The sequence below is a fragment of the Pandoraea sp. LA3 genome (assembly GCF_022696215.1).
In the GTDB taxonomy this organism is placed as follows: Bacteria; Pseudomonadota; Gammaproteobacteria; order Burkholderiales; family Burkholderiaceae; genus Pandoraea; species Pandoraea capi.
Map to the genome: position 1 here is coordinate 43202 of NZ_PTPY01000019.1, position 25184 is coordinate 68385.

Sequence of the window (25184 nt, forward strand, 5' to 3'; positions counted from 1 at the left end):
AGACTCAGCGCAGGCCGAGCTTGCGGCTGCGCAGAAGCGCGGTAATGCTGATGATCGCGGCGAAGATCAGGTAGAAGCTCGGGGCGAGCTTGTTGCCCGTTGCGCCGATCAACCACGTGATGATAAACGGTGCGAAGCCGCCGAACACGGTCGCGGCGATGTTGTAGCCGAGCGAAAGACCGGTCGTGCGCACTTGCACGGGGAACAGCTCCGTGAGCAGGGCGGGCAGCGCGCCGAAGTACGTCGTCATCAACAGGCCCAGCACGATCTGGAACACCATCAACGAGCCGAACGTCGGGTTCGCGTCGAGGAAGCGGAACATCGGATAGACGAGCACCAGCAGCGCCACGGCAGCGGCGAGCATCGGCTTGATGCGACCGTGCGTATCCGACCAGTGGCCGACGATCGGCGCCACGATCAGTTGCACCACGCCCGTGAGCAGCACGGCCGAGAAGGCGGCCGAGGACGGCAGGCCGAGTTGCTTGACGGCATACGTCGGCATGTAGAGCACGAGGTACGTGGCGACGGTCGCCATCACGACCACGCCGATGGCGAGCAGCAGGCGTTCCTTCTGGCTGGCGAACGTGTCGCGCAGCGGGCTTTGCGTCGGCTCGATGTCGAGGAATTCGGGCGTCTCGTCCAGACGGCGGCGGATGTAGTACGCCACCGGGCCGATGAGCAGACCGAAGAAGAACGGCACGCGCCAGCCCCACGACGCCATGGCTTCAGCCGACAGGTTGCCGGTGAGCAGCGCGCCGAAACCGGCGGCCAGCAGCGTGGTCAGGCCTTGCGAGGCGACCTGCCAGCTGGAGAAGAAGCCACGGCGCTGCGGCGCATGCTCGGCCAGGAATGCCGTCGCGCTACCGAACTCGCCGCCGGCCGAAAAGCCCTGCACCATGCGGGCGATCACGATGCCCACCGGCGCGAGCACGCCGATGGTCGAGTACGTCGGCATGAGCGCGATGAGCAGCGTGCCGACCATCATCAGCAGAATCGACAGCGTGAGCGCGGCCTTGCGTCCTGCGCGGTCGGCGTAGGCGCCGATCACGATGGCACCCAGCGGACGCATGAAGAACGACACACCGAACGTGCCCAGCGTGAGCAGCAGGGAGACCGTATCGTTGCCCGTCGGGAAAAACAGCTTGGCGATGGTCACGGCGAAAAAGCCGTACACCACCAGATCGAACCATTCGAGCGCGTTACCGATCGAGGCCGATACGATCACACGCCAGGCGTGCGGGGAAGTGCGGGCGAGGGGGGCCGCCGCGTTGGGGGATGCGCTTGCGCTCATTGGCGAGATCTCCAGAACCTGTCAGACGTATGTGCTTGTTATCTTGCGGATGAATGTCCTGTGCGCCTTTGTTGAGGCGTCTGGTACTGCGGAATGCCGATGTTGCGGGTGAATCCGGTGAGGCACTTGCTGCCGCGAAGGCAACGGGCCGCATCCGGCAAACGGAATACGGCCCGCAGAGGGTTTCGTCACGTCACGAGAGCGTCCGGTCCGGATCGAGTCAGGCCGGACGTCACAGACGTCACGGTCGTCACGATCAGGCGCCGACGGTGTTGCTGCGAATCAGCTTGCGCAGGAACGATTCGCACTGGGCGATCTGTTCGAGCGAGACGAATTCGTTGGGCTTGTGCGCCTGTTCGATGTTGCCCGGGCCACACACGATCGACGGCACACCGGCCAGTTGGAACTGCCCGGCTTCGGTGCCGTATGCCACCTTGCGCTTGTCGGTGTCCTTGGTCAGGGCACGCACCAGTTGGGTGATGGCGTCCTGCTCCGAGGCGTCCAGCGCAGGCGCGGCGGCGACCTTCTTGAACTCGATGCCGGCGTTCGGGTGTTCCTTCTGCATCTTCGGCACCAGCTCGTTGACGGCGTAATCCTGGATACGCTGGAAGATGCCTTCCGCATCCACGCCCGGCAGGTTGCGGTATTCGAAGACGAATTCGCACAGCGCCGGAATCGTGTTCAGGGCGATGCCGCCCGAGATCGTGCCCGTCTGTGCCGTGGTGAACGGCACGTCGAACAGTTCGTCGAACGGACCGTTCTGCTTGAAGTGATCGGCCAGATCGCGGATGTAGCAGATCAGACGCGCTGCGTATTCGATGGCGTTCGAGCCCTTCGGCGTGAGCGACGAGTGCGCCGCATGGCCGCGCACGCAGCACTGGTAGGCGTTGATGCCCTTGTGGGCGACGATCACGCGCATGCTGGTCGGCTCGCCGACGATACAGCCGTCCGGGCGGATACCGCGCTCACGCAACTCGGCGAGCATCACCGGTGCGCCCACGCAGCCGATTTCTTCGTCGTACGAAAAGGCGAAGTGGAACGGCGTCTTGAGCCTGGCGTCGCGCATCTCCGGCAGCATCGTCATGACCGAGCCGATGAAGCCCTTCATGTCGCACGTGCCGCGGCCGTACAGATTGCCGTCGCGAATGACGGGCTTGAACGGATCGGTGTCCCACGCCTGGCCGTCGACCGGCACGACATCGGTGTGGCCCGAGAGGACGATGCCGCCCTGGGTGTTGCCGTCTGCCGCCGGCAGCGTGACGAACAGGTTGGCTTTGCGTTTGGTGGCGTCATAAGACAGCCACGGCTCGACACCGGCGTGTTTGAGACTGTCGCGCACCGTCTCGATCAGGCCGAGGTTCGATTCGCGGCTCGTGGTGTCGATGCTGACCAGCTTCGTGATCCAGTCGACCGATGCCGGTTGGGCCTCGTGGGTGGCCTGCGGGGCGATAGCTTGGGAAGCGCTTGTCATTCGAATCTCCGGGAATCTTTCGTCATACGTGTAATACGTCTCTTACGTATTGCTACGGGGAAATGTTACTCAAAAATAATTTAGAGGTAAAAGGTTGTGTGAACAACCATTCTTGCCTCGCGGGAAAGGACGGGGGAAGTCCTAGGAAAAGGCACGCCGGGCGCGGGTTTGCCCGGGCGTGCGAGAACGCGGGGAGATCAGGAATTGCTGCACTGCACACGACTTCTTGCCGGTTTTATTGCCGCTTCATGGTGATGTTTCGCGGCACACGAGCACGCCGCGCGGCGTGCTTGTGTGCCGGGCATCGGTAGGCATGTCGGGCTATCCGGCCTCACGTCTGAAGCCTCAAGCCGCCTTCGCTCCCGGTGAACCGAGCGCGCGCAGCGTCTCCTTGATGGCACGCACGCGGTCGGTCAGTTGCGCATGCTTGACCTCGATGCGCAGCTTGTCCTGACCGGCGAGCTTGATGTGACGATGCTTCTGCACGAGTTCGATGATGCGCATCGGATCGACAGCGGGCGTCGGTTCGAATTGCAGCGCGATGGCCTCCTCGCTGGCGTCGATCTTGATGATACCCAGCGGCTTGGCGAGCAGACGCAGGCGGTGCGTTTCGATGAGGGCCTGTGCTTGCTGCGGCAGCTTGCCGAAGCGGTCGACGAGTTCTTCCTGAATCGTGTCGATGGCGTCGGTATGCGTGCCGTTGGCCAGCCGCTTGTACAGCGAGAGGCGCTCCTGAACATCACCGCAATAGTCGCTCGGCAGGATGGCGGGCACGTGCAGGTTGATTTCCGTGGTCGCGGCGAGCGGTGCGGTGAGGTCGGGCTCGCGTCCCGCCTTCAGGGCGCTTACGGCATCGGCCAGCATATCGGTGTAGAGCTGGAAGCCGATCTCATGGATCTCGCCCGACTGCTTGTCGCCCAGCACTTCGCCCGCGCCGCGAATTTCCAGATCGTGCATCGCGAGGTAGAAGCCCGCACCCAGTTCTTCCATTTGCTGAATGGCTTCGAGGCGTCGTTGCGCCTGCTTTGTGAGCGACTTGGGATCATGCACGAGCAGGTAGGCATACGCCTGGTGATGCGAGCGGCCGACGCGCCCACGCAACTGGTGCAACTGCGCGAGACCGAACTTGTCGGCGCGGTGCATCAGGATCGTGTTGGCGGTCGGCACGTCGATACCGGTCTCGATGATGGTCGTACACAGCAGCACGTTGGCGCGCTGGGTCACGAAGTCGCGCATCACGCGTTCGAGGTCGCGCTCATGCATCTGGCCGTGCGCGACGACGATGCGTGCTTCCGGCACCAGCGCTTCGAGTTGTGCCTTGCGATTCTCGATCGTCTCCACTTCGTTATGCAGGAAGTACACCTGCCCGCCGCGCTTGAGCTCGCGCAGCATGGCTTCGCGGATCACGCCGTCTTCCTCGCGTCGCACGAACGTCTTGATCGCGAGACGTTTCTGCGGGGCAGTCGCGATCACCGAGAAGTCGCGCAGCCCTTCGAGCGCCATGCCGAGCGTACGCGGGATCGGCGTGGCGGTGAGCGTGAGCATGTCCACTTCGGCGCGTAGCGCTTTGAGCGCCTCTTTCTGGCGCACACCGAAGCGGTGCTCTTCGTCGATGATCACGAGGCCGAGCCGCTGGAACTGAATGTCGTTCGAGAGCAGCTTGTGCGTGCCGATGACGATGTCGACCTGCCCCTCGTTGATGGCCTTCACGCTGGCGTTCACTTCCTTCGTGGTCTTGAAGCGCGAGAGTTCGGCAATGCGCACCGGCCAGTCGGCAAAGCGGTCGGAGAAGGTCTGGGCGTGTTGCTCGGCGAGCAGGGTGGTCGGCGCGAGGATGGCGACCTGCTTGCCGTCGAGCACGGCGATGAAGGCCGCGCGCAGGGCGACTTCGGTCTTGCCGAAGCCGACGTCCCCGCACACCAGACGGTCCATCGGGCGGCCGCTCGTCATGTCGCCCATTACGGCAGCGATGGCCGCTGCCTGATCCGGCGTTTCTTCGAAGCCGAAGCTGTCCGCGAACTTCTCGTAATCGCGCGGCGACAGCTCGAAGGCGTAGCCCGAACGCGCGGCCCGGCGGGCATAGAGATTGAGCAATTCGGCGGCGGTGTCGCGGATCTGCTGGGCCGCCTTGCGTTTGGCCTTCTCCCATTGTCCCGAGCCCAGCGAGTGCAGCGGTGCTGTGTCGGGGTCCGAGCCGCTGTAGCGCGAGATGAGATGCAGTTGCGAGACCGGCACGTAAAGCTTGCTGTCGCCCGAGTATTCGAGATGCAGGAATTCGGTTTCGCCTTCGCCGAGGTCCATGCTGACGAGGCCTTGATAGCGTCCGATGCCGTGCTGGCTGTGCACGACCGGGTCACCCACTTTCAGTTCGGCGAGATCGCGGACCATCGAGTCGACAGACGTCGCCTGTTCCTGACGACGCTTGCCTGCGCGACGCGCAAGGCCCTCGTACAACTCGTTCTCTGTGACGAACGCCAAGTCCTCGGTCGGCAGCAGGAAGCCGGCGGCCAGCGGTGCGACACCAATGCAGAAGCGTTTGTCCGACGTCAGAAAGTCTTCGAACGATTCGACGCTCGCCGGGCGCAGGTCGTTGTCGTGCAGCAGTTGCAGCAGCGTCTCGCGGCGACCGGCCGAGTCGGCACACAGCAGCACGCGAGCGGGCGTGCGCGCCAGATACGCGCGCAGGGCGGCGAGCGGGTCGTCGGCGCGGCGGTTAATGGCCAGCGACGGCAGGGGGATGGCCCAACGGCCGTCGCCCGGCGTGGGGAGCGTGAGACGCGCAAACGGCTTGGCGAGCGCGAAAAAGTCCTGATCGAGCAGGAACAGTTGCTCGGGCGGCAGCACCGGACGCTCACGGTCATGCGACAGGAAGTTGTAGCGCTGGCGCGTGTCGTTCCAGAAGCGATTGATCGCCGTGTCCAGATCCCCGACGAACACGAGCTGGGCATCGGCCGGCAGATAGTGGAAGAGCGTTGCCGTCTCTTCGAAGAACAGCGGCAGGTAGTACTCGATCCCGGCGGAGGGTACGCCGCTGCCGATGTCCTTGTAGATCGGGCTGCGGCTCGGATCGCCCTCGAAGACCTCGCGCCAGCGGCCACGGAAGGCCGTGCGGGCGGGTTCGTCGAACGGGAACTCACGACCGGGCAGCAAGCGCACTTCCTTGACCGGATACAGACTGCGCTGCGTATCGGGGTCGAAGGCACGAATGCTGTCGATGGTGTCGTCGAACAGGTCGAGGCGGTACGGCAGGGCCGAGCCCATCGGGTAGAGGTCGATCAGGCCACCGCGCACGCAGTACTCGCCGGGGCGCATGACCTGACTGACATGTTCGTAGCCGGCGAGCGTGAGCTGCGACTTCAGCCGGGCCTCGTCGAGCCGTTCGCCTTGTGTGAAGAAGAACGTGTAGGCGGCCATGAAGCTCGCCGGGGCCATGCGGTAGAGCGCGGTGGTCGCGGGGACCAGCACGATATCGCAGCGCTTCTCGCCCAAATCGTGGAGTGTGGCGAGACGCTCGGAGACCAGATCCTGGTGCGGCGAGAAAGTGTCGTAAGGGAGCGTTTCCCAATCGGGGAGCAGACGCACACGGGCTTCCGGGGCGCACCACTTGAGCTCCTGCTGAAGGCGCAGTGCATCGGTGGCCTGAGCGCACACGACGGCCAGCAGCGGCAGGCGCTCGCGGTTGGCTTCGAAATAGCGGGCGATCAGCAGCGCGTCGCTTGACGCGTGGGAGCCGGCGAAAGCGTAACGCTGTCCCGCTTTCACGAGCGGCACAGGCACGGTATTACGGGATAAGGCGTTGGCGGCGGACATAGGAAAAACGTTGCAGAAATGGCAAAGCACGGGGCTCCATTTGCGTGGGGCCCCGTGACAGTCGGTGTCTATTATAAAATCCCTGCTTTCTCCTTACCTGCGTTTTATCGTGAGCGACCGACTTTTTGCCGTGATCCCGTGTGCCGGGGCCGGCGTACGCGCCGGGGCCGACGTGCCCAAGCAATACCGAACCGTCGGCGGACGTCCCATGCTTCACTACGCGCTCGCAGCGTTCGACGCGTGCTCCGAGTTCGCGAAGACCGTGCTGGTGCTGGCGCCGGACGACAGTCACTTCGACGGACGGCGCTTCGGCACGCTGCGTTTCGCGGTGCGTCGCTGCGGCGGGGCGTCGCGTCACGCCTCGGTGCTGGGCGGCCTTCAGGCGCTCACCGAGTTCGGTGCACAGGATAGCGACTGGGTGCTGGTGCATGATGCAGCGCGCCCCGGCATCACGCCCGAGCTGATTCGCACCCTCGTGGGTGCACTGCGCGCCGATCCTGTCGGCGGTATTCTCGCGTTGCCGGTGGCCGATACGCTCAAGCGTGAGCAGTCGCCGGTCGAGAAGAGCGGGCTAGCGGCCATTCGGGTCACCGAGTCGCGCGATGGCCTGTGGCAGGCGCAAACGCCGCAGATGTTCCGTCTTGGCATGCTGCGTCACGCGCTGGAAGACGCGCTGGCGGCTGGCGCCGAAGTCACGGATGAAGCCAGCGCCATCGAGCGTATCGGCCATGCGCCCAAGCTCGTGCGCGGCAGTCTGCGTAACTTCAAGGTGACGTATCCCGAGGATTTCGCGCTCGCCGAGGCATTTCTCGGCACGGCCAAGCCGGCCTGAGCGCTTGACCGCCTGATCGTTCTGCAAAGCCGGGTTCGCTAGGCCCGGCGCTTCGTATTTCCGCTTTTGGCGACTCCACATGACTGAACAAGCTGTTTCTCCCGTATCCCTTGCCTCATTGTCCAAGCTGCGCATCGGTCAGGGCTACGACGTGCATGCGCTCGTGCCGGGCCGTCCGCTCGTCATGGGCGGTGTGACGATTCCGTTCGAGCGCGGTCTGCTGGGCCACTCGGACGCCGACGTTCTGCTGCACGCCATTACCGACGCAGTCCTCGGTGCGGCGGCGCTGGGCGACATCGGTCGTCATTTCCCCGACACCGATCCGACGTTCAAGGGCGCGAACAGTGTCGTGCTGCTCAAGGAGGCGATGCGCCGCGTTCGCGAGCAAGGCTACGAGCTCGTGAATGTCGATTGCACGGTGATCGCGCAGGCGCCGAAGCTCGCGCCGCATATCGCCGCGATGACGCAGTCGATTGCCGATGCGCTCGGGGTGAGCGTCGGTCAGGTCAACGTGAAGGCGAAGACGAACGAGAAGCTCGGCTATCTCGGCCGACAGGAAGGGATCGAAGCACAAGCGGCTGCGTTGCTGATCGGTCGCTGATCGGCAGGGGCGTCGAGGTGTACCCAACGCCCTGCATTAAGCCACGCAAAAACGGCGCTATCGGATTCGTGAACTGCCCCCCAAGGGTTGGATTTATGTCCAAAACTTGGGGGGCAGTTCATTCGTCCGGTAGCGCCGTTTTGCTTGATGACCGCTTATGCCGTCATCGTCTCGCGAGCGGTGTCCAGGTCGCTTGAGGCAATCCGGCTAACGCCTGCTGTGTCGTGGCGGCTTATGCGGCTTATGCGGCCTTACGGCTCATGCCGCCTATATCGCTTATGCCGCTTCGGCGGCGATAACCTGCGCGGCAGCGTTGACGACAGCCGCGATGCGGCCCACGTCACGCAGTTGCGCGGTGCTCATGCCGTGTTCGGCGCTGAGCAGATGCGCGTGCGACTTCACGCAGAAGTGGCACTTGCCGACGATGGACGCGGCGAGCGCGTACATCTCGAAACGACGCTGATCGACACCGCCACGCGTGGCATAGCCGTTCATGCGAAGCTGAGCCTTCTCGTTCTTGAGCTCGGCGTTGTCCGCCATCTCCAGATACGGATACCACGTGTTGTTCATGCCCATGAGCGCGGCAGCGGTCAACGCGCCTTCAAGCTCTTCCGGGGCCAGCACGCCGGCTTCGCGGATCGCCTTGACGATCGGCTGGCTCTTGGCGGCGAAGGCAGCGGCCAGCGCCACGCCCATGGCATCGTTGCCTTCCAGCGAGGAGCGGGCGATGGTGCCGTCGAGGTTGAGGCGAATGTCCTTGGCGTAGTCAGGAATCTGCGCCTTAATCGCGGTGAGGAATTCCATAAATTTCTCCTATTGCTTTGGACTGAAAAAGCCCGCTTTCGCGGGCTTCGAGACGACGCTTACAGCGTTGCACCGCCGACCGCGCGGTTGCACGGGCAGAGTTCGTCCGTTTGCAGGCCGTCCAGAATACGCAGCACTTCTTCCGGGCTACGGCCGACGTTCAGGTTGTTCACCGAAACGTGCTGGATGACGTTGTCCGGGTCAACGATGAACGTTGCACGCAGAGCCACGCCAGCCGCCTTGTCACGCACGCCCAGTTGGTCGATCAGAACACCGGTCGTGTCGCCGAACGAGTAGTGGTTCAGCTTGTTCAGATCCTTGTGCTCACGGCGCCATGCCAGCTTCACGAACTCGTTGTCGCCCGAGCCGCCGAGCAGCACTGCGTCGCGATCTGCGAAGTCGTTGGCCAGCTTGCCGAATTCCACGATTTCGGTCGGGCACACGAACGTGAAGTCCTTCGGGTAGAAGTAAATGATCTTCCACTTGCCCGGGAACGACGCTTCCGTGATCGTTTCGAAAGCCGACACGCCGTTTTCTTCGTGGTTGTTGAAACCAGGCTTGGCCGCTTCGACCGAGAACGCTTCGAGTTTATCGCCGACAGTCTTCATCGATTACTCCTAAATTTAGTGCGGTTTATGTTGTGACGCCGCATGGCATCGCAACTAGCAACTGACCGGGATCACGCGATCCCGGTCAACCAAAGCAGTATACGCTATCGATACTATGATAGCAATAGCTTTATTTTATGCGGGGGATAGTTAAAACAAATCCCGTCGATAGGATTTTGCGGCACGGCGTGACGCGAAACCTTGAGCATAGCCAATATTTCGCTCGCTCACATCAAACACTTATTTAGCAAGCGGAAATGACACGATGATTTCAAGCCCTGAGCCGGGGCGAACGTTGCGCAGCGAGGCGTGACCCTTGTAACGGGTGGCAATGCGCTGGACGATTGCCATGCCGAGGCCGGTGCCGTCCGCTTTCGTGCGCGCGGTGTCCACGCGATAGAACGGGCGGAACACGAGATGCAGCTGTTCTTCGGGAATGCCGGGGCCGGTGTCGCGCACGCGCATTTCCACGCGCTCGCCCAGCACTCGCGTCGTGACATGGACGTTGGCGATGTCGGTTTGCGCATCGCGGCCGTACTTGCGGGCATTCTCGATCAGGTTCGTGAGCAGGCGTTTCAGGTCGGTCCGCTCGGCGAGCACCGGTGCCGTATCGGCGAGTTCGACGCTCAGGTTGATGTCTTCGCGTCCCTCGAAATTCGCGGCGGTATCGCGCGCGATGTCCGAGAGATCGATCGACTGGGGCGTGCGCGACGCAGGGCGGGCGTAATCGAGGAAGCGGCCGATGATTTCGTCCATTTGCTCGATGTCGCTGATCATGTCGCGCTTGACCGTTTCATCCGACGGACTCATCTCCGTTTCCAGTCGCAGGCGGGCGAGCGGCGTGCGCAGGTCGTGCGAAATACCTGCGAGCATCAACGCGCGGTCGGCTTCGAGGCGATCGAGTTCCTCCACCATCTGGTTGAAGCTGCGGTTGGCTTCGGCCGCTTCTCCCATGCCGCGTTCGGGCAAGGGGTCGGGGCGCTGGCCTTCGCCGATGGCGCGCGCGGCGTGCGCGAGCCTTGCGAACGGCCGGTTCACGAGCGCAGTGATGAATGCCGCGCCAATGAGCGAGAGCGCGAGGGCGAACGTCCCCCAACTGAATAGCTGAAGACCGGTGGCCGTGTCGATCCGGTCTTGTTCGATGGCGACCCAGTAGTCGTCTTCATCGATCTTGAAGCTGATCCACATGGCCGGAATGTCGTTGACGGCGGCGGCGATGACTGTGTCGGTGCCGAGTCGTCGCTGGACGTCGCGCACGATCAGGTCCTGCACGACGCCGGCGGGCGGTTTCTCGACGGCGTCGGCCGGCTCGCGAGGGTACACGCGAATGCCTTCGTTGCTCTCCAGATCCTGGAGCAGCGCGCGTCGCAGGTCCGGCTCCGAGTAGAGCAGGGCGGTGCGCGTGAGCTTGACGATGGAGACGAGCTGTTGCGCGACGCGTTGCGCGCGGGGCTCGCGTTCGATCACGCGAAAGCTCTGGTACCAGGCGGCGAGGCTGACGCCGATGAGCAGTGCGATGAGGAAAAAGGTACGCCAGAACAGACCGCCGAACAGCCCGCGTACCATCCGTATCGGATGCATGGGGTTGCTCCGTCTAATGCGTGGCTTGAGCGTGTCGGGTCGTCCGAAGCGCAGTGTGGCGGGGGCTCAGGGGAGCCACGTCGAACGGCATGGGAGACGATGAGACGCAAGACATGACGCCGGTGCGAGACAGGATCGCGACCGGCGTCGTTTCAAAGCTTGAGGCGTGATGACGGCGGATCACGCGCCGCCGTCCGGGATGAACACGTAGCCGAGACCCCAGACCGTCTGAATGAATCGGGGGCTGCCCGGATCCGGCTCGATGAGCTTGCGCAAGCGCGAGATCTGCACGTCGAGACTCCGGTCGAAGACTTCGTATTCGCGTCCGCGTGCGAGCTCCATGAGCTTTTCACGGGAGAGCGGCTGACGCGGATGACGTGCGAAGACTTTCAGTACAGAGAACTCGCCCGTGGTGAGCGCGATTTCCTGGCCGTTCTTGGTGAGCGTGCGCGTCGCGAGGTTCAGGGCGAAGTCACCGAACTCGAACGTCTCCATGGTTTCGCTGGGTGCGCCGGGAAGTTCGGGCGGTGCCTGACGGCGCAGCACCGCGTGGATGCGCGCGACGAGTTCGCGAGGATTGAACGGCTTCGGCAGGTAGTCGTCTGCGCCCATCTCGAGGCCGACGATACGGTCGACATCCTCGCCTTTGGCCGTTAACATGATGATCGGCGTGCGGTCGTTGGCGCCACGCAGACGGCGACAAATAGACAGACCGTCTTCACCGGGGAGCATCAGGTCGAGCACGAGTAGATCGAAACGCTCGCGCACCCAAAGCTTGTTCATAGCCGTTGCATTCTCGGCCACAAAGACATTGAAACCCTGTTCCCCGAGGTAACGACGAAGCAGGTCGCGCAGGCGCGGATCGTCGTCGACAACCAGAATTTTGGGAGAGTTTTTGTTTTCCATGCCACGTATCTTAGCCCGAAATGTTGCGAACTGAGGAGACCGCCAAAGCGGGTTACAAAGGGTTACACAATTTACCCTACGGCTTGTGCGCTGACCATAGGCAGTGGGTACACTTGCACGCCTGCCGGGGCAAAAAACAGCCGCATGGCATGAAGGACATACGCACAAGATGAGATGGGCTGCTGAGTTGACGTTACTGTTCGGGGGAATCATGCTCTGGGGACACCTGGGCGTGACCTATGCCCGTCCCGTAGCGCATTTCAGTACGCAGACCTACGGCGCGAGTGGCTCGCGCGTCCAGCATGCGGCGCCGGCACCGTCGCCGCGCAATCCGTCGAAGAAGGCACCGCAGCCCGATCCGCAGGCCGACCGTCGCAACGACGATCTCCCGAATACGCCGCCCGGCCGCCGTCCCAATGGTCATATGTCGCCGGAAGACCGGCGATTGCTGCGTCAACACATTCAGGACGCCGTGCGTGAACTATATAGTCACTGATACTGGATACGACGAGCGCTTCCGGCCGTCCAAGTCCGACGCATAACGCTTCCCCGAAAACGCCAGTGATCTCATTTTGACGCGAGCGTGCCATGAAGCCGAAACGACATCCGCCAGCCTCTGCCGACGCTGGCTTTTTTTGTGCCTTTGAAAAGCGACGCCGCTCGGGCGTGGCTGCCACTGTCGGACTGGCGCTGGTCTTGGGGGCGCCTCTGGCTCAGGCGGCAGACGCCCATGCTCCCAACGTCTCACGTGCTTCGAGCCCATCCCATGTCAGGGCGTCGAAGTCCGCAAAACCGACTGTGGATCCATCGTCTCGTGAACTGACCGCCGACGATGCCCGTTTTCTGCTCACGCGCACGGGCTATGCTCCGGACGCTCGCGAGTTGGCGCCATTCATCGGGATGACCCGAGCACAGGCCGTCGACCGGCTGCTGGCGCAAACCCGCCACAAGGCAGTGACCCCGCCTCCCGACTGGTCCGCCGATCCGCCGCTCTACGGCGCTCCCCCGAAAACCATGACGGACGACGAACGTCGTGCACTGAATGAGCGGCGAAACCGGATGGCGGCGTCGCTCTCAGGATGGTGGGCGCAGGAGATGGCGACGACGCCGTCGCCACTGACCGAGCGCATGACGATGTTCTGGCACAACCACTTCGTGTCGAGTGACGACAAGGTCCGTGAGCCGGGCGTGCTGTATCGGCAGAACGTGCTGCTGCGCGCCAACGCGCTGGGCAACTTCGGTGTGATGCTGCACGAGGTGTCGAAGGATCCGGCGATGCTCATCTATCTGGATGGCGCGGGCAGCCGGAAGGGGCGTCCGAACGAGAATTTCGCGCGCGAAGTGATGGAGCTTTTCACGCTGGGCGAGGGACATTACACCGAGCAGGACGTGCGCGAAGCGGCGCGTGCCTACACCGGGTGGAGCATCGATCGGACGACGATGACGTATGTCTGGCGTGCCAACGTGCATGACGGTGGCACGAAGACCGTGCTGAATCAGACGGGCGATTTCGACGGCGACCAGATGCTCGACATTCTGCTGGCGCGTCCGGAGACCGCGACTTTCGTCGTGGGCAAATTGTGGCGCGAGTTCGTGTCGCCGACGCCCGATCCCGCTCAGGTCGAGCGTATCGCCAATGCGTTTCGCGCGAGCGGCTACGACATCAAGGTAGCGATGCGGGCGTTGTTGCTGACGCCGGTGTTTTGGGACGTGCGTAATCGCGGCACGCTGGTTAAGTCACCATCCGAGTTCGTCACTGACACGGTGCGCGCGTTCGACATCGGTTATGACGATCCGCAAATGCTGGCGCAGCAGATGCGTGTGTTGGGGCAGGACATCTTCCGTCCGCCCAATGTGAAGGGGTGGCCGGGCGGCGATGCCTGGATCGACAGCACGACGTTGCTGGCGCGCAAACAGTTCGTCGAGCGCATGTTCCGTGCGACCGAGAAGGCGAATGCCGGTGGGGCGTCGGCGATGTCGCTGTCGTCTTCGCTCTCATCGACGACGCGCCCGGGCGTTCAGCGCACGGCGTTCGGTGCGGGCAAGCCGATGCCGCGAACCGTGGCGGGCGTGCGCTTCGATCTGTCTCGCTGGCTGCAACCCTACGGGCTTGGGCCGGTCGATGTTCCGGACGAGGCGTCGCGCGAGGCATTGCAGCGTGGGGTATTGCCGTTTGCGCCGGCGACGCCGCAAGCCGCGGGCGTCAACAGTGCGTCCTTTTTGCAGGCATTGCTGATGGATCCGGCGTATCAGTTGAAGTGAGGGAGGTGCCTATGGACGACTTTCTCGCAGGGCAGCCTTGCGTCAAGACCGGATGTTGGGCGGCGAGGTGATGCGGGGTAAGTCATGAGAGGTGTGAGATGCAACGACGCGATTTTCTGACGTTCGCCGGTGGCCTTGGGGCGGCGTGGCTGACCCCGACGCCGGTGTTGGCGGCGGCGCGAAGCCTGTCCGGCGGCATGCCGGGTGTGGGGAGCCATTACGACAACCTGCTGATCCTCATCGAATTGAAGGGGGGCAACGACGGGTTGAACACTGTCATCCCTTATGCCGACCCGATGTACGCGAGCCTGCGTCCGAACATTGGGGTGAAACGTGAGCAGGTGGTGCAGCTTGACGAGCGCAGTGGCTTGCATCCGGAGATGCGGGCGTTGCTGCCGATGTGGCAGGCGAAGGAATTGGCGATCGTGCAGGGTGTGGGGTATCCGCAGCCGAACCTGTCGCACTTTCGCTCGATCGAGATATGGAATACGGCGTCGCGCTCGGACGAGTATTTGCGGGACGGCTGGTTGTCGCGCGCGTTTGCCGAGCAGGCGGTGCCGCCGGGGTTCGATGCCGACGGTGTGATCGTCGGCAGCGCGGAGCTCGGGCCGCTTGGGGGCGGTGCGCGGGCAGTGACGTTGACGAATCCCATGCAGTTCCTGCGTGACGCGAATCTGGCGTCGGCCAATGTGTCGCAGGTGAGCAATCCGGCATTGGCGCACGTGTTGCGTGTCGAGAACGACATCGTCAAGGCGGCGGACGGGTTGCGTCCGCGTCAGGGGCAGTACGTGTTGCGCACACCGATGCCGCAGGGCGCGTTCGGCAATGTGGTTAAGACGGCGTTGCAGGTGGTCGCAGCGGCCGATTCGCCGACGGGGGTACCGCAGCCGGGACGTGGCGTAGCGGTATTGCGTCTGACGTTGAACGGGTTCGACACGCATCAGAATCAGCCGGGGCAGCAGGCGAATCTGCTGCGTCAGTTATCGCAGGGGATGATGGCGTTGCGAGCGGGGCTGACGGAGTTGAACCGCTGGCAATCCACGATGATCGTGACGTATGCCGAGTTCGGACGACGTCCGCGAGAGAACCAGAGCAACGGCACGGACCACGGCACGGTCGCGCCGCACTTCATTGCGGGCGGACGCGTGCGCTGCGGTTTGTATGGCGAGGTGCCGAGACTGGATCGTCTGGATGGCAACGGCAATTTGACGTTCGCCGTCGACTTCCGGGATGTGTACGCCACCGTGCTGCAAAACTGGTGGGGCCTGAATCCGCAGACGGTGCTCGGCGGCGCGTTCAAGCCGCTGGATGTGTTGCGGGTTTGAGTAGGGGCGATTGCTTTGCCTGTGATGGGGAGGCTTGAGTCGTCAGGTGGTTGCTCGTGAGGCTGAGACGATGGCTGCGCGTGGCGGCGCTGGATGCCGGCAGGTTTGCGACTCATTAGCCGCCCAGGCCGATGGGTGCCATGCGGGCGCGATGAGGCGGTGCGTACCAGTGATTGGACGCACCAGTTCAGTAAGTCATATCAGCGAGCGCGCCAGGCTTTCCAGAATTTGCGCAGCGGCGTGAGGTCGATGCGTTGATGCAGCACTTGATAATCGCTGGCGGCGACTTCGTCCATCAATGCCAGTTGCAGTGCTGCGAGGGCGAGCAAAGGACGTTGCTTGCGACGATCACGTTTGGGAATGGCAGCGGCCGCTTCGACAATGGCCTGACGCGCTCGCGCGTGCTGGAACTTCATCAGATCGACGAAGGCGGGCGAGTACTTGCCGTTCTGGATATCGGCGGCGGTGACGCCAAAGCGTTGGAGTTCGTCGATGGGGAAGTAGACGTAGCCAGATCGCGCATCGACGCCGGCGTCCGTGACGCGTCGGCCGAGCGTAATCGCGTGACCGAGAGCGCGGGCGAGGGCAGGGGTTTGCGGGTCGTCGAATCCGTAGACGTGCGCGGCGAGTTCGGCGGGGGCGCCGCCGGCGGCGTCGCAATAGTGTGTGAGGCCGGCGAAGTCGAGATACCGCATTTGCGACAGGTCCATCTCGGCACCGTGCAGGACTGCCTCGAAGGCTTCGCGTGATAGCGAGCTTTGCTTGACGACGGGGGCGAGTGCACGGGTGACGGGATGCGCGGGGTTGCCCGCGAAGAGTCGCGCGAGTTCCTGACGCCACCAATCGAGCTTGGCGTGAGCGACGCCCGGATCATGGACGGCGGCGTGGATATCCCCGATTTCCTGACTGAACGCGTGGACGGCGTAGGCGGCGTCGCGTTTGGACGGTGGGAGTTGAAGCAGGGCGTAATAGAGCGCGGAGCCGGGCGGGCCGGCTTTCTGGCGACAATACTCGTTGGCTTGAGCGGGATTGGCAGCGGAGCCGGGGGTACCGTCGGCGGTCTCGTGGGGTTGCATGCGAATGGGGTATGGGTTTGGTCAGGTGCCCGAACGCGGTTGCGCAGGCGCGCAGCGGGGGCAAATGCCATGAATTGGTGCGAATTCTAGCATTTGACGCACGGGGCACGCGTGAGACGCCCGATGGACGACCGGAGATTGCTCGTTAAAGTCGGTTCATGTAGAATACGCGCCTACTTTGACGCATGCAGCAGGGCGGTAACCAGCCGCCTTCATGTCCTACCGGACCACGTATGCCGTCTACCCGATGCCGGGATGTCGCCTTACCCAGTGCCGACACCCACGGGTTGCGAGGATGGCGAAATTGGTAGACGCACCAGGTTTAGGTCCTGACGCCCGAAAGGGTGTAGGGGTTCGAGTCCCCTTCCTCGCACCAACTCCCCTTTTTGGCATCGGTTCTGTAGATCTCACTTCTTCCCGCAATATCTCGCAAACGCTTGCCGAATAAGGCAGGCCGGGATTTTTGCGTGAATTCCGATTGTTCGCGTTCGGCGAAAAATCTCACCTCTTCAAACCTAAAATCGATGCGTCGGCCCCATCGGGGCCCCAACTTGGCCCCAGAAAATGGCATCGATTACGAAGACTTCTAGAGGTTGGAGAGCGCAGGTAAAACAGAACGGCGTGCGGGACAGTCGCACGTTTGATACGAAAGCTGCTGCGGTTGCGTGGAGCGCGAAGCGGGAGACAGAGCTGCGGTCTATCGCGGATGGTTTTGGAAGTAAGACGCTCACCGTTGGTGACGTGCTGCGAGAGTATGAACTCAAGGTCAGTCCGACAAAACGCGGGGCGAGGTGGGAGAAGCTGCGCTTGCCGCTGATAGGTAGCAAAGAGATCGGTGGGCGAAAGTTTGCCGAGATCAAGCTGGTGGATCTCCGCCCCAGTCATATTGCTGCATGGCGCGATGCCCGGATGCGGGAAGTGTCAGGATCGTCCACATCGCGCGAAATGTCGCTGATGTCGCACGCATTCCTTGTGGCCCGGAAAGAGTGGGGATGGCTCGTAACGAATCCCATGGCAGAAGTGAAACGTCCTGCGGAGCCGCCTGGACGCGAGCGACTGATATCCGATGAGGAAATCGAGTCGCTGCTTACGAGCATGGGGTACGAGGAGGGATTGCCCGTAGAAAAGCCAATGCAGCGCGTGGCCGTAGCGTTTCTCTTTGCGATAGAAACGGCGATGCGTTCAAGCGAAATTCTGACGCTTACGGCTTCGTCAGTGAACTACAAGGGCAAGTTCGCGCGCCTGCCAATGACCAAGAACGGGACCGCGCGAAATGTGCCGTTGTCCTCCCGAGCGATTGAACTGCTGAAAATGCTGCCGGCAGTGGAGAAAGGCAAATCGCTATTTGCCTTGTCCACTTCCAGCCGCGACGCACTTTTCCGGAAAGCGCGAGACAGGTCTCAGATCCCCGACGTCACGTTTCACGATACCCGTCATGAAGCCATCACGCGCCTAGCGAGGAAATTGCAGCCGCTGGACTTAGCCAGAATGACCGGCCACAGAAACATTTCGGAACTCATGACCTATTACAACGCGACTGCGACAGATATAGCAGGACGCCTTGGTTAATCGTCACTTCACAGCGTATGTCTCGATACTTAAAATTCCGTAATTAAGGATATTAAGGAAATTATCTCGAGTTTTTTAGCAGCGTGTGATTTTTGACTTGTCGGTGCCGGGGTACATTGTTTTTCTTACCTGTTCCGCCCCATCTCAGCAACCGATACCTGTTTTACGGTGTACGGAGTCGGTGATCGCTAGCCGTAGGTTCACTGGTGCTTGGTCTGGCTTTCTGTATCAGCCTTGGCGGTCGTAGTTTGAAGTAAGTTTCCGCCGGGCTGTTTGCCGTAGAGCACCCAGTATGAATTTTTCAATATTGCGACTAAATTATGAATCGATAACACGGTTGGACTATGAATTGTGACGCGCGAATAGGTCTTGCTGGTAAAGTCAAGATAACAAACTTTTGACGAAATGCACGGTTCAAGGTTAAATTCCAAAGCGCTAGACGGTCGACGGCGCGTATAGCGAAGGATTTAATAGTCGGGCGATGTTCGCGTGTGCTTGATTTTCATGAATGCATCGATTGCTGTACATCGTTTGGAGTGGTCTCAGCCCGTTTCTGCAAGCTCTTGCCAATACACATGATTTCGCAAAAGAGAGAAAAAATGCTGACGCTGTTTGACCAAGGGCGAGGGCGGGAGCATACGTTGCCGAAGCTGACGCGCGAGGTATACATCGAAGAGAGACCGCTTGGACGTTTGTTTGCTGTGCGGTGGGCGCGTCACAGTGGTTTGGCGTCGCTGGCTTGACATTGCTGCCATGACTACGTTGCCCCCAATGAACTATTTGACCGGGGACTCCGGTCGATTGCGAACGAATGCCTATTTCTCGCGGCGATTGTCTATTAATGAAGAAGGTATGCTCGACGAACGTGTCGATGAAGCCGGACTTCTCACTCTGCCAGGGAACAAGATCGTGCTTGGCGAGCCAGGCATGGGTAAGAGCGAACTCATGCGCGAGCTGGGGCGCCAGCTTGATGTTGAGCCAATTACGGCCATCCGCTTTCTCAACGCAAAGAGTCCGGTTAGGCTGGTGCCGGCTGGCAAGCCACTGCTGATCGATGGTCTCGATGAAGCCATCGCGCGGCGCGAGGGTGACGCGGTCGACACAATCTTGGCGCAGCTCGACGAAGCGGGCTCGCCACCGTTTATCCTTTCGTGCCGATCGCGCGAATGGCAGGCGCGCAGCGCAACAAACTTGCGTCAGCTATATGGCGAGGAGCCTCGCGTCCTGACGCTCGAGCCTCTTGATCGAAGTGATGCGAAGGCGTTTCTACTGGGGCTGAATCCGGACTTAGATACTGAGCATGTGCTTGATCACCTCGAGAGCTACAGCCTCCAGGATCTTTATCGCAATCCGCTGACGCTTGGCTTGATCCGGCGCGTCGCAGAATCCGACACGCAACTGCCGTCGATGCGCGCCACATTATTTGAGCGCGTTTGCACCCTGATTTGGCCCGAACATGACAATGATCGGCAGGACGAGGGGTTGGCACAACTGACGCAGGATGAAGCGCTCGACGCCGCCGGGGCGATCTCCGCCGCACTGCTGTTCGGCGGTGCGGAGGCTGTCAGTGCCGCAGGTGCAGCCCAGGTGCAGCCCGGCGATGTTAGGCTCGCCGCTGTAGATGCCTTGCCTAGCGCTAGAGCTGCACGTGCGATCTTTTCGTCGAAGCTGTTTTACAGCGTCGGACCATTGCGAGCGAAGCCGATCCACAGAGTCATCGCCGAATATCTCGGTGCGCGCTGGCTCGCGCGTCAGGCAGCGAAGCCGCGCGTGCAGCGACGCCTGCTCGCCCAATTACATGGTGTCGGTGCGGTTCCGGCAAGCCTACGTGGGCTCCATGCTTGGCTGGCTTACCACGGTCCGGCGATGGCCGAGCAAGTTATCGCAGCAGACCCCTATGGCGTGCTGCGTTACGGTGAATCCACCGCGCTGACTGCGGATCTTGCGGATCGCCTATTCGAGGCGCTAATCAAGCTTGCCGAGGACGATCCATATTTCCGTGCGGAGGACTGGGACAGCAAGACTGCTGCCGGACTAATGATCCCCGCGCTAGAGCGCAAGATCGAAGCGATCATCGCCTCGTCGGCAAGCAGCATGCACCTGCGCTCATTGCTGATTGAAGGGCTCCGAGGCACGCCGCTCGCGGCTCAGCTCGCTGATACGCTTGAAAAGATCGTACTCGGCCGTGAGCGTTTTTATCGCGAGCGCTACGATGCGGCTGAGGCTCTATTTCCGCATCGTGATCGGTTGTGGTGGCGCAATACGATCTCGGAGCTTACTCAGCAGGGTGGCGAGGATGCGCCGCGGCTTGCACGTCGTGTTATTCAGCAGATCGAGGCTGACGTTTCGGACAGCCTATTGGTTGCAACTCTGTTTGCCGAAATGAAGGGGGCAAGTTCCCCTCTACGACGCCGGTTGGGACGGCGCACCCATACCTTCCGCAACTACGAGCCGCTATTTGCCACGATCTCGCCGGTGCGGCTGGTAGGATTGCTCGATCTGATCGTAGGTCACGAACAGATGCTGTGCGATGCTGACCAGGAACTTCGCGAAGCTGTGGCCGATATCGTTGCCAATCTGCTCGTCCGTGGGATTGATGAAGGCGTTATTGGCGTCGCCGAGGCACCGTCTTTGTGGCGCTGGCTCGGAGCAATTGTACATACGCATTACTCTCAACGTGACGTCCGGAAAACTCTCGCTGCGCGACTTGGGGCGCAGGACGTCTTGCGCCGCGAAGTTCAGGCATACGTGTTGTCGAACCATCGCCGTAATGGCAGCCTTTGGGCAACTGAACTCGATTTGCAGCGTCGCCTCCTACAGTTGTCAGGGCGGTCGGACGACATCATCATCATGTTCGACCGGCTCGCCCGCGGCGACAACAGGGATCTAGCGCTGCGCCATGACTGGAAAGATCTGGTGCACATCGCTCGCGGATCCGAAGGGCTTGATCCCAAGATGCGCGAGGCTGCAGAACGATTCCGCCGTGGCGACAAGCCGCTAGGCGACTTCCTGCGCAAGCTCGAAAACCCTCGAAAACCCAGGTGGGAAATCCGCCAGGAAAAGATCGCGGCAAAGCGTGAACGCAAGCGCAAGGTGGCGATTGAGCAGGCGCGTCGTTCATTTGGCGCGATGCGCGAGGATCTGCGCGCTGGCGCGCTCGGTGCGATCTTAGGGCCGGCGCAAGCCTATTTCAATCTATTTGGCGACCTACCGAGTGAACTGCCCCCAGGCGAGCGACTGTCGAGCTGGATTGGGCCAGACCTACGCGATGACGCGTTCGTTGGATTTGAAGCTGTATTGCACCGTTCTGACTTACCCACGCCTGTTGAGGTTGCCGACGGTTTCGCTCGCGGGACTATGTATAACTTTGGCTTTCCTATTATGGCCGGCTTCTACGAGCGCATGCGGAGTGGTAGGGGCTTTGCCGACCTGACCTCGCCGCTCAAGCAAATGGCGTTGCTGCTCAACTACGACGATCACGGATGGAGTATCGATGAAAAAAAGGACGCTCTACGTGCTGCGCTGGAAGTCGAAGTCATTCCTACCCAAGAAGCACGTCGAGCGTTCGCGAGGCTATGGATCGAACCCGCACTCGAAATGAGCAAAGAGCACGTTGGCGGGCTCTACAAACTCGCCCGTGATGTGGAATGGCAGGCGACGGGAGCTGTGCTAGGTGCTGACTGGTTGATGCGATTTCCAAACGTACCGGAGTCGGTGGAAGCGGGGCTGGTCGATTGTCTAACCTATGGCGATGCGCTAGATGCGCTCCGTGATGTTTCCGTAGCGCGCGATGAGATGGTGTTCCGAAATGTTGACCATCTGCTGTCTTGGGTAGCGATCGATGTTCTGGTCCGCTTTGATACGGTGAGACCCAACCTCACCAAGATCGGAACGCTACGCCCTGACTTTATCTGGTTCCTACGGAACCGCCTACAGTTTGAGCGGAGAGGGGGGATGATGCCGCTAACCGTCGTGCAGGCGGAATGGATCATTGCCGAATTCCGTGGACATTGGCCATATGCGGTGCTCGAAGGGACTGGATCTGGTAATACGAACGCCTATGACGCAACCGATTTTCTGCGCTCACTGATAAGCCGAATCGCTGAAGACACTTGCATCGAGGCCACCGAGGCATTGGCGCGGCTTGTGGCCGGGCCCAAGGACAGCTATGCCGAACTGATCCGTCACATGGCGACCGAGCAGCGACAGAAGCGCGCTGAGAAGGATTTTTCGGCCATCTCGCCGGCTGAATTGACCTTACTTTTGGACGACGGCCCGCCCGCCAACATTGATGATTTGAAGGCGCTAGTGTGCGAAGAGTTGGCCGTCGCGCAACGAAAGCTCGTTGGCGACGATCTCGATTCGGTTGTCGAGTTCTGGACGGATCAGGATATCCCGCGCGATGAGAATCGATGCCGAGACCGCTTGGCCGGAATGATCGGTGCTGAGCTTGCTCGCAACGATGTCCAGCGGATCACCGAGGCGGATATGCCGCAGACCAAGCGCGCAGACCTTGCGTTCACACGTGGGGCTATGCAGTTGCCAATTGAGGTGAAAGGGCAGTGGCATAGCGAGGTTTGGGATGCCGCGACCGGCCAGCTTGACAGGCAATATCTTATCGACTGGCGCTCCGAGGGGCGCGGCATCTACTGCGTCTTGTGGTTCGGTGATTTACCTTCAGCAACAAATCGGCGACTCAAAGCACACCCCGATGGGCTTCCGGCACCGACGACGCCAGATGCTATGCGCACTATGCTAATCGAGCGAATTCCGGAAGCGCGGCGCGCGGAGATTGACGTCGTCGTGATTGATCTAACTTGCCACAAGTTATGACGTGGCCGTCCGCGCTAGCGTCCCAGAGAATTTCTCATAAAGCGTCGGTCGGCTGTTGGTTGTCGGCCTCACTGGCCGATTGCGGTCATCGTCACATGCACATCCCTATCAGAATATTGTGAGGCGATCTGTCGTTCTGGATCAAGTCACGTTGCGTGGACGACCCGTTCGCTTTCCGCGGTGCGTGTCTACCCATGCAATGACTTCAATTGCTTTCCAAAGCGGCTGCCCTGTGATTCCCTTGGCGGGGGTGGTCGTTTCAGTTTTTGATCTTGCTCTCGTGGAAGGCAATCGAATCGGTGTTGGAAAGCCGGGAAGGGTATGCGTCCGATTTCATCGGAAATTGACCTGGTGCGCAGGCGTTACCACGACGGCCTTAGCGTATTTGCATGCCGACAATATGCTCGGCCAAACTGGGTGGGTTCGAAGTGTTTGCCAACTCGATGGATCAGTTCTCTAGCCAGCAAGGCATTAATCACCGCCTCGGACGGCTGTTTAGGACTTTTCTCGGTGATGTGCTGTAGCGCAGCTGTTATTGCCTTCGCTGAAAGGGCGAGCATTTCATGCTCCTATAAGAGTTTTAGGGTGCCCCGGTGCTTCGCTTAAACTCGAAACTCAGTTGGGCTGATGTTGCTTTTCTAAGGACCGCTCACGGAACCACTTACCTATGCGACCGTGTTGAGCAAATCGTGCGGCTGCGGTTTTCTGGCTCATCGCTATTGCGCGCCCAATAGAGAGGACTGAGCAGAACCTCGTCCTGTCTGGGGGGGTATATTCGGCGTATAGAAACCAGTTGGGGGCGGCGAGGATCATGATGCTTGCGCCGGAGTCTGGTCGATTAATTCATCGACCAACGTGCGCCCAAATTTATCGCCGGCTCGCCGCGCGTCGCCGATTGAATCAAACAGAACGCTTTCAAGCCGAAATACTCGCGATTCCGGCGACGGAACAAGATCATCTGAATCGTCTGGGCTTATGCGCACAGAAACGGCGAGCAGCCTTTCGTGCTTCTTCCCAGAAGAATCTCCGGCGGGGTCGTGAAACACCAACGTTACTAGTCGAAAGCCCCTGTATGACTGTGTGCCTTGGGACATATTTCCTCCGGCAGGGCGAGCAGATCCACATCACCGTGCGCATGCACGGTGATTCGGGAAAGCAAAGGAAGAAGTTACGCGGGCTTTATGTTGGAGGCCTGCAAACCCTTTGGGCCGCGCGTGACGTCGTACGAGACGTGCTGATTTTCCTGGAGAGATCGAAATTCCGTACGCCCTTGAGGCTGGATTTCCGAGAAGTGCGCGAACAGATCTTCGCTGCCGTCATCCGGCTTGATGAAGCCGAACCCTTTGCTGTCGTTGAACCACTTAACAATTCCGGTACTCACGTGAACCCCTAGTTTTCCCGGCGAACTGTCATCACGGGATGCGTGACTGGTCGCCAGTGGCGGACAAACAAGAAATTCAGAGATCGGAAGTGTCTCGCAAAGATCGGTGAGATCGACGCTGGATCGATAAAAGTCAGACTTGATGTTCGATACACCACTTATACGCGGGTTGTGCATTGAGCACAATGCAATTCGTGTAACGGTCTCGCCGCTCCCTCAGCGAGGCGGCTCACCGTCCATCTGAGGCAACAATCCTCGGCGGCACCGCAGATTCCCCAAATCCCCCCGCAGACATTCAAGCGCGATGAGCTTCGTCGCCCCCATCTCTTCTTTCCGCGCCTGGTGGATTGCCACATAAGACCTTTCGATGCTGTGCAGAGCCACCTCCAGATGCTCGGCTTCGCGTCGACGGTGACAAGCGCTTCGAGCGCACGACGGACGTTCGGGTCTCGATTGGTGAGCCATAGGCTGCACAACTGATCGATTGTCAGGTCCGACGGCTTAGGACTGAGCGGTATCTAGTTCCCCAGTTACGCCGAAGCGTTCTCGTCAAACAGCGGCGCACGGCCGTGCTGAAAGAGGATCTTCAACGCTTCCATATCGAGCATTGCTTCGGCCAGCAGTTTCTTCAGCCGGGCATTCTCCACCTCGAGGTCCTTGAGCCGGCGCGCTTCTGAGACTTCCATGCCGCCGAACTTTGCGCGCCAGGTGTAGAACGACGCGTCACTGAACCCGTGCTTCCTGCACAGTTCCTTGACCGGCATCCCGGCTTCAGCTTCCTTCAGAAACCCGATGATTTGCTGTTCCGTAAATCGCTTCTTCATGTTCGTCTTC

16 protein-coding genes, 1 tRNA gene and 1 pseudogene are annotated in these 25184 nt (G+C 61.0%); 8 read left to right on the forward strand and 10 right to left on the reverse strand.

Annotated elements, in window-relative coordinates; translation table 11 throughout:
• Window positions 1–4: 4 nt before the first annotated feature.
• The 3 genes from C5N93_RS03290 to mfd all read right to left on the reverse strand — a co-directional run bounded on the left by C5N93_RS03290 (window position 5) and on the right by mfd (window position 6572).
• Window positions 5–1291: an MFS transporter gene (locus C5N93_RS03290; protein ID WP_242558255.1), complete on the reverse strand. Its 1287-nt coding sequence runs from the start codon at window positions 1289–1291 to the stop codon at window positions 5–7.
• 256 nt (window positions 1292–1547) lie between these two features.
• A complete protein-coding gene (argE, locus tag C5N93_RS03295; protein ID WP_150720486.1) occupies window positions 1548–2762 on the reverse strand; it encodes an acetylornithine deacetylase in 1215 nt (404 codons plus the stop codon).
• 345 nt (window positions 2763–3107) lie between these two features.
• Window positions 3108–6572, reverse strand: coding sequence for a transcription-repair coupling factor (mfd, locus tag C5N93_RS03300; protein ID WP_242558256.1), 3465 nt, complete (start codon window positions 6570–6572; stop codon window positions 3108–3110).
• Window positions 6573–6681: 109 nt separating this feature from the next.
• Here mfd and ispD point away from each other — a divergent pair, with 109 nt between their 5' ends.
• A complete protein-coding gene (gene ispD, locus C5N93_RS03305; RefSeq protein ID WP_242558257.1) occupies window positions 6682–7404 on the forward strand; it encodes a 2-C-methyl-D-erythritol 4-phosphate cytidylyltransferase in 723 nt (240 codons plus the stop codon).
• Window positions 7405–7483: 79 nt separating this feature from the next.
• Entirely contained in the window at window positions 7484–8005 is a 522-nt protein-coding gene (gene ispF / locus C5N93_RS03310; protein ID WP_150720483.1) for a 2-C-methyl-D-erythritol 2,4-cyclodiphosphate synthase, read from the forward strand.
• Window positions 8006–8281: 276 nt separating this feature from the next.
• Here the strand turns inward: ispF and C5N93_RS03315 are convergent, their stop codons facing one another.
• From C5N93_RS03315 to ompR, 4 genes are all read right to left on the reverse strand, one after another.
• A complete protein-coding gene (locus tag C5N93_RS03315) occupies window positions 8282–8809 on the reverse strand; it encodes a carboxymuconolactone decarboxylase family protein (protein WP_242558258.1) in 528 nt (175 codons plus the stop codon).
• Between the two features lie 59 nt (window positions 8810–8868).
• On the reverse strand, window positions 8869–9417 hold the full coding sequence (locus tag C5N93_RS03320) for a peroxiredoxin (RefSeq protein ID WP_242558259.1): 549 nt from the start codon (window positions 9415–9417) through the stop codon (window positions 8869–8871).
• A gap of 240 nt (window positions 9418–9657) precedes the next feature.
• Window positions 9658–10998, reverse strand: coding sequence for an ATP-binding protein (locus C5N93_RS03325; RefSeq protein ID WP_139133111.1), 1341 nt, complete (start codon window positions 10996–10998; stop codon window positions 9658–9660).
• Window positions 10999–11178: 180 nt separating this feature from the next.
• Complete coding sequence (ompR, locus tag C5N93_RS03330) at window positions 11179–11904, reverse strand: two-component system response regulator OmpR (RefSeq protein WP_010808867.1); 726 nt, start codon at window positions 11902–11904, stop codon at window positions 11179–11181.
• Window positions 11905–12073: 169 nt separating this feature from the next.
• Here ompR and C5N93_RS03335 point away from each other — a divergent pair, with 169 nt between their 5' ends.
• From C5N93_RS03335 to C5N93_RS03345, 3 genes are all read left to right on the forward strand, one after another.
• The gene (locus C5N93_RS03335; protein ID WP_242558266.1) at window positions 12074–12400 is read left to right on the forward strand and encodes a hypothetical protein; all 327 of its coding nucleotides are present in this window, start codon (window positions 12074–12076) and stop codon (window positions 12398–12400) included.
• 92 nt (window positions 12401–12492) lie between these two features.
• Window positions 12493–14166, forward strand: coding sequence for a DUF1800 domain-containing protein (locus tag C5N93_RS03340; RefSeq protein WP_242558260.1), 1674 nt, complete (start codon window positions 12493–12495; stop codon window positions 14164–14166).
• A gap of 98 nt (window positions 14167–14264) precedes the next feature.
• Window positions 14265–15491: a DUF1501 domain-containing protein gene (locus tag C5N93_RS03345; RefSeq protein ID WP_242558261.1), complete on the forward strand. Its 1227-nt coding sequence runs from the start codon at window positions 14265–14267 to the stop codon at window positions 15489–15491.
• A gap of 200 nt (window positions 15492–15691) precedes the next feature.
• Here C5N93_RS03345 and hpnD read toward each other — a convergent pair whose 3' ends face one another.
• Complete coding sequence (gene hpnD, locus C5N93_RS03350) at window positions 15692–16567, reverse strand: presqualene diphosphate synthase HpnD (protein WP_242558262.1); 876 nt, start codon at window positions 16565–16567, stop codon at window positions 15692–15694.
• A gap of 289 nt (window positions 16568–16856) precedes the next feature.
• On the opposite strand from hpnD, the gene C5N93_RS03355 reads away from it, so the two are divergent.
• The 3 genes from C5N93_RS03355 (at window position 16857) to C5N93_RS03365 (ending at window position 22969) form a co-directional block, all read left to right on the forward strand.
• Window positions 16857–16943, forward strand: a tRNA-Leu gene (locus C5N93_RS03355).
• Window positions 16944–17131: 188 nt separating this feature from the next.
• Window positions 17132–18136 (forward strand): site-specific integrase, encoded by a 1005-nt coding sequence (locus C5N93_RS03360; RefSeq protein ID WP_242558263.1) that lies wholly within the window; start codon window positions 17132–17134, stop codon window positions 18134–18136.
• Window positions 18137–18907: 771 nt separating this feature from the next.
• A complete protein-coding gene (locus C5N93_RS03365) occupies window positions 18908–22969 on the forward strand; it encodes a hypothetical protein (RefSeq protein ID WP_242558264.1) in 4062 nt (1353 codons plus the stop codon).
• A gap of 1168 nt (window positions 22970–24137) precedes the next feature.
• Here the strand turns inward: C5N93_RS03365 and C5N93_RS03370 are convergent.
• Window positions 24138–24350 carry a cold-shock protein gene (locus C5N93_RS03370; RefSeq protein WP_039399016.1) on the reverse strand — a complete coding sequence of 71 codons (213 nt, stop codon included), beginning with the start codon at window positions 24348–24350 and terminating at the stop codon, window positions 24138–24140.
• A gap of 581 nt (window positions 24351–24931) precedes the next feature.
• Window positions 24932–25174 (reverse strand): annotated as a pseudogene (locus C5N93_RS03375) (transposase); the annotation flags it as partial.
• Between the last annotated feature and the right edge of the window lie 10 nt (window positions 25175–25184).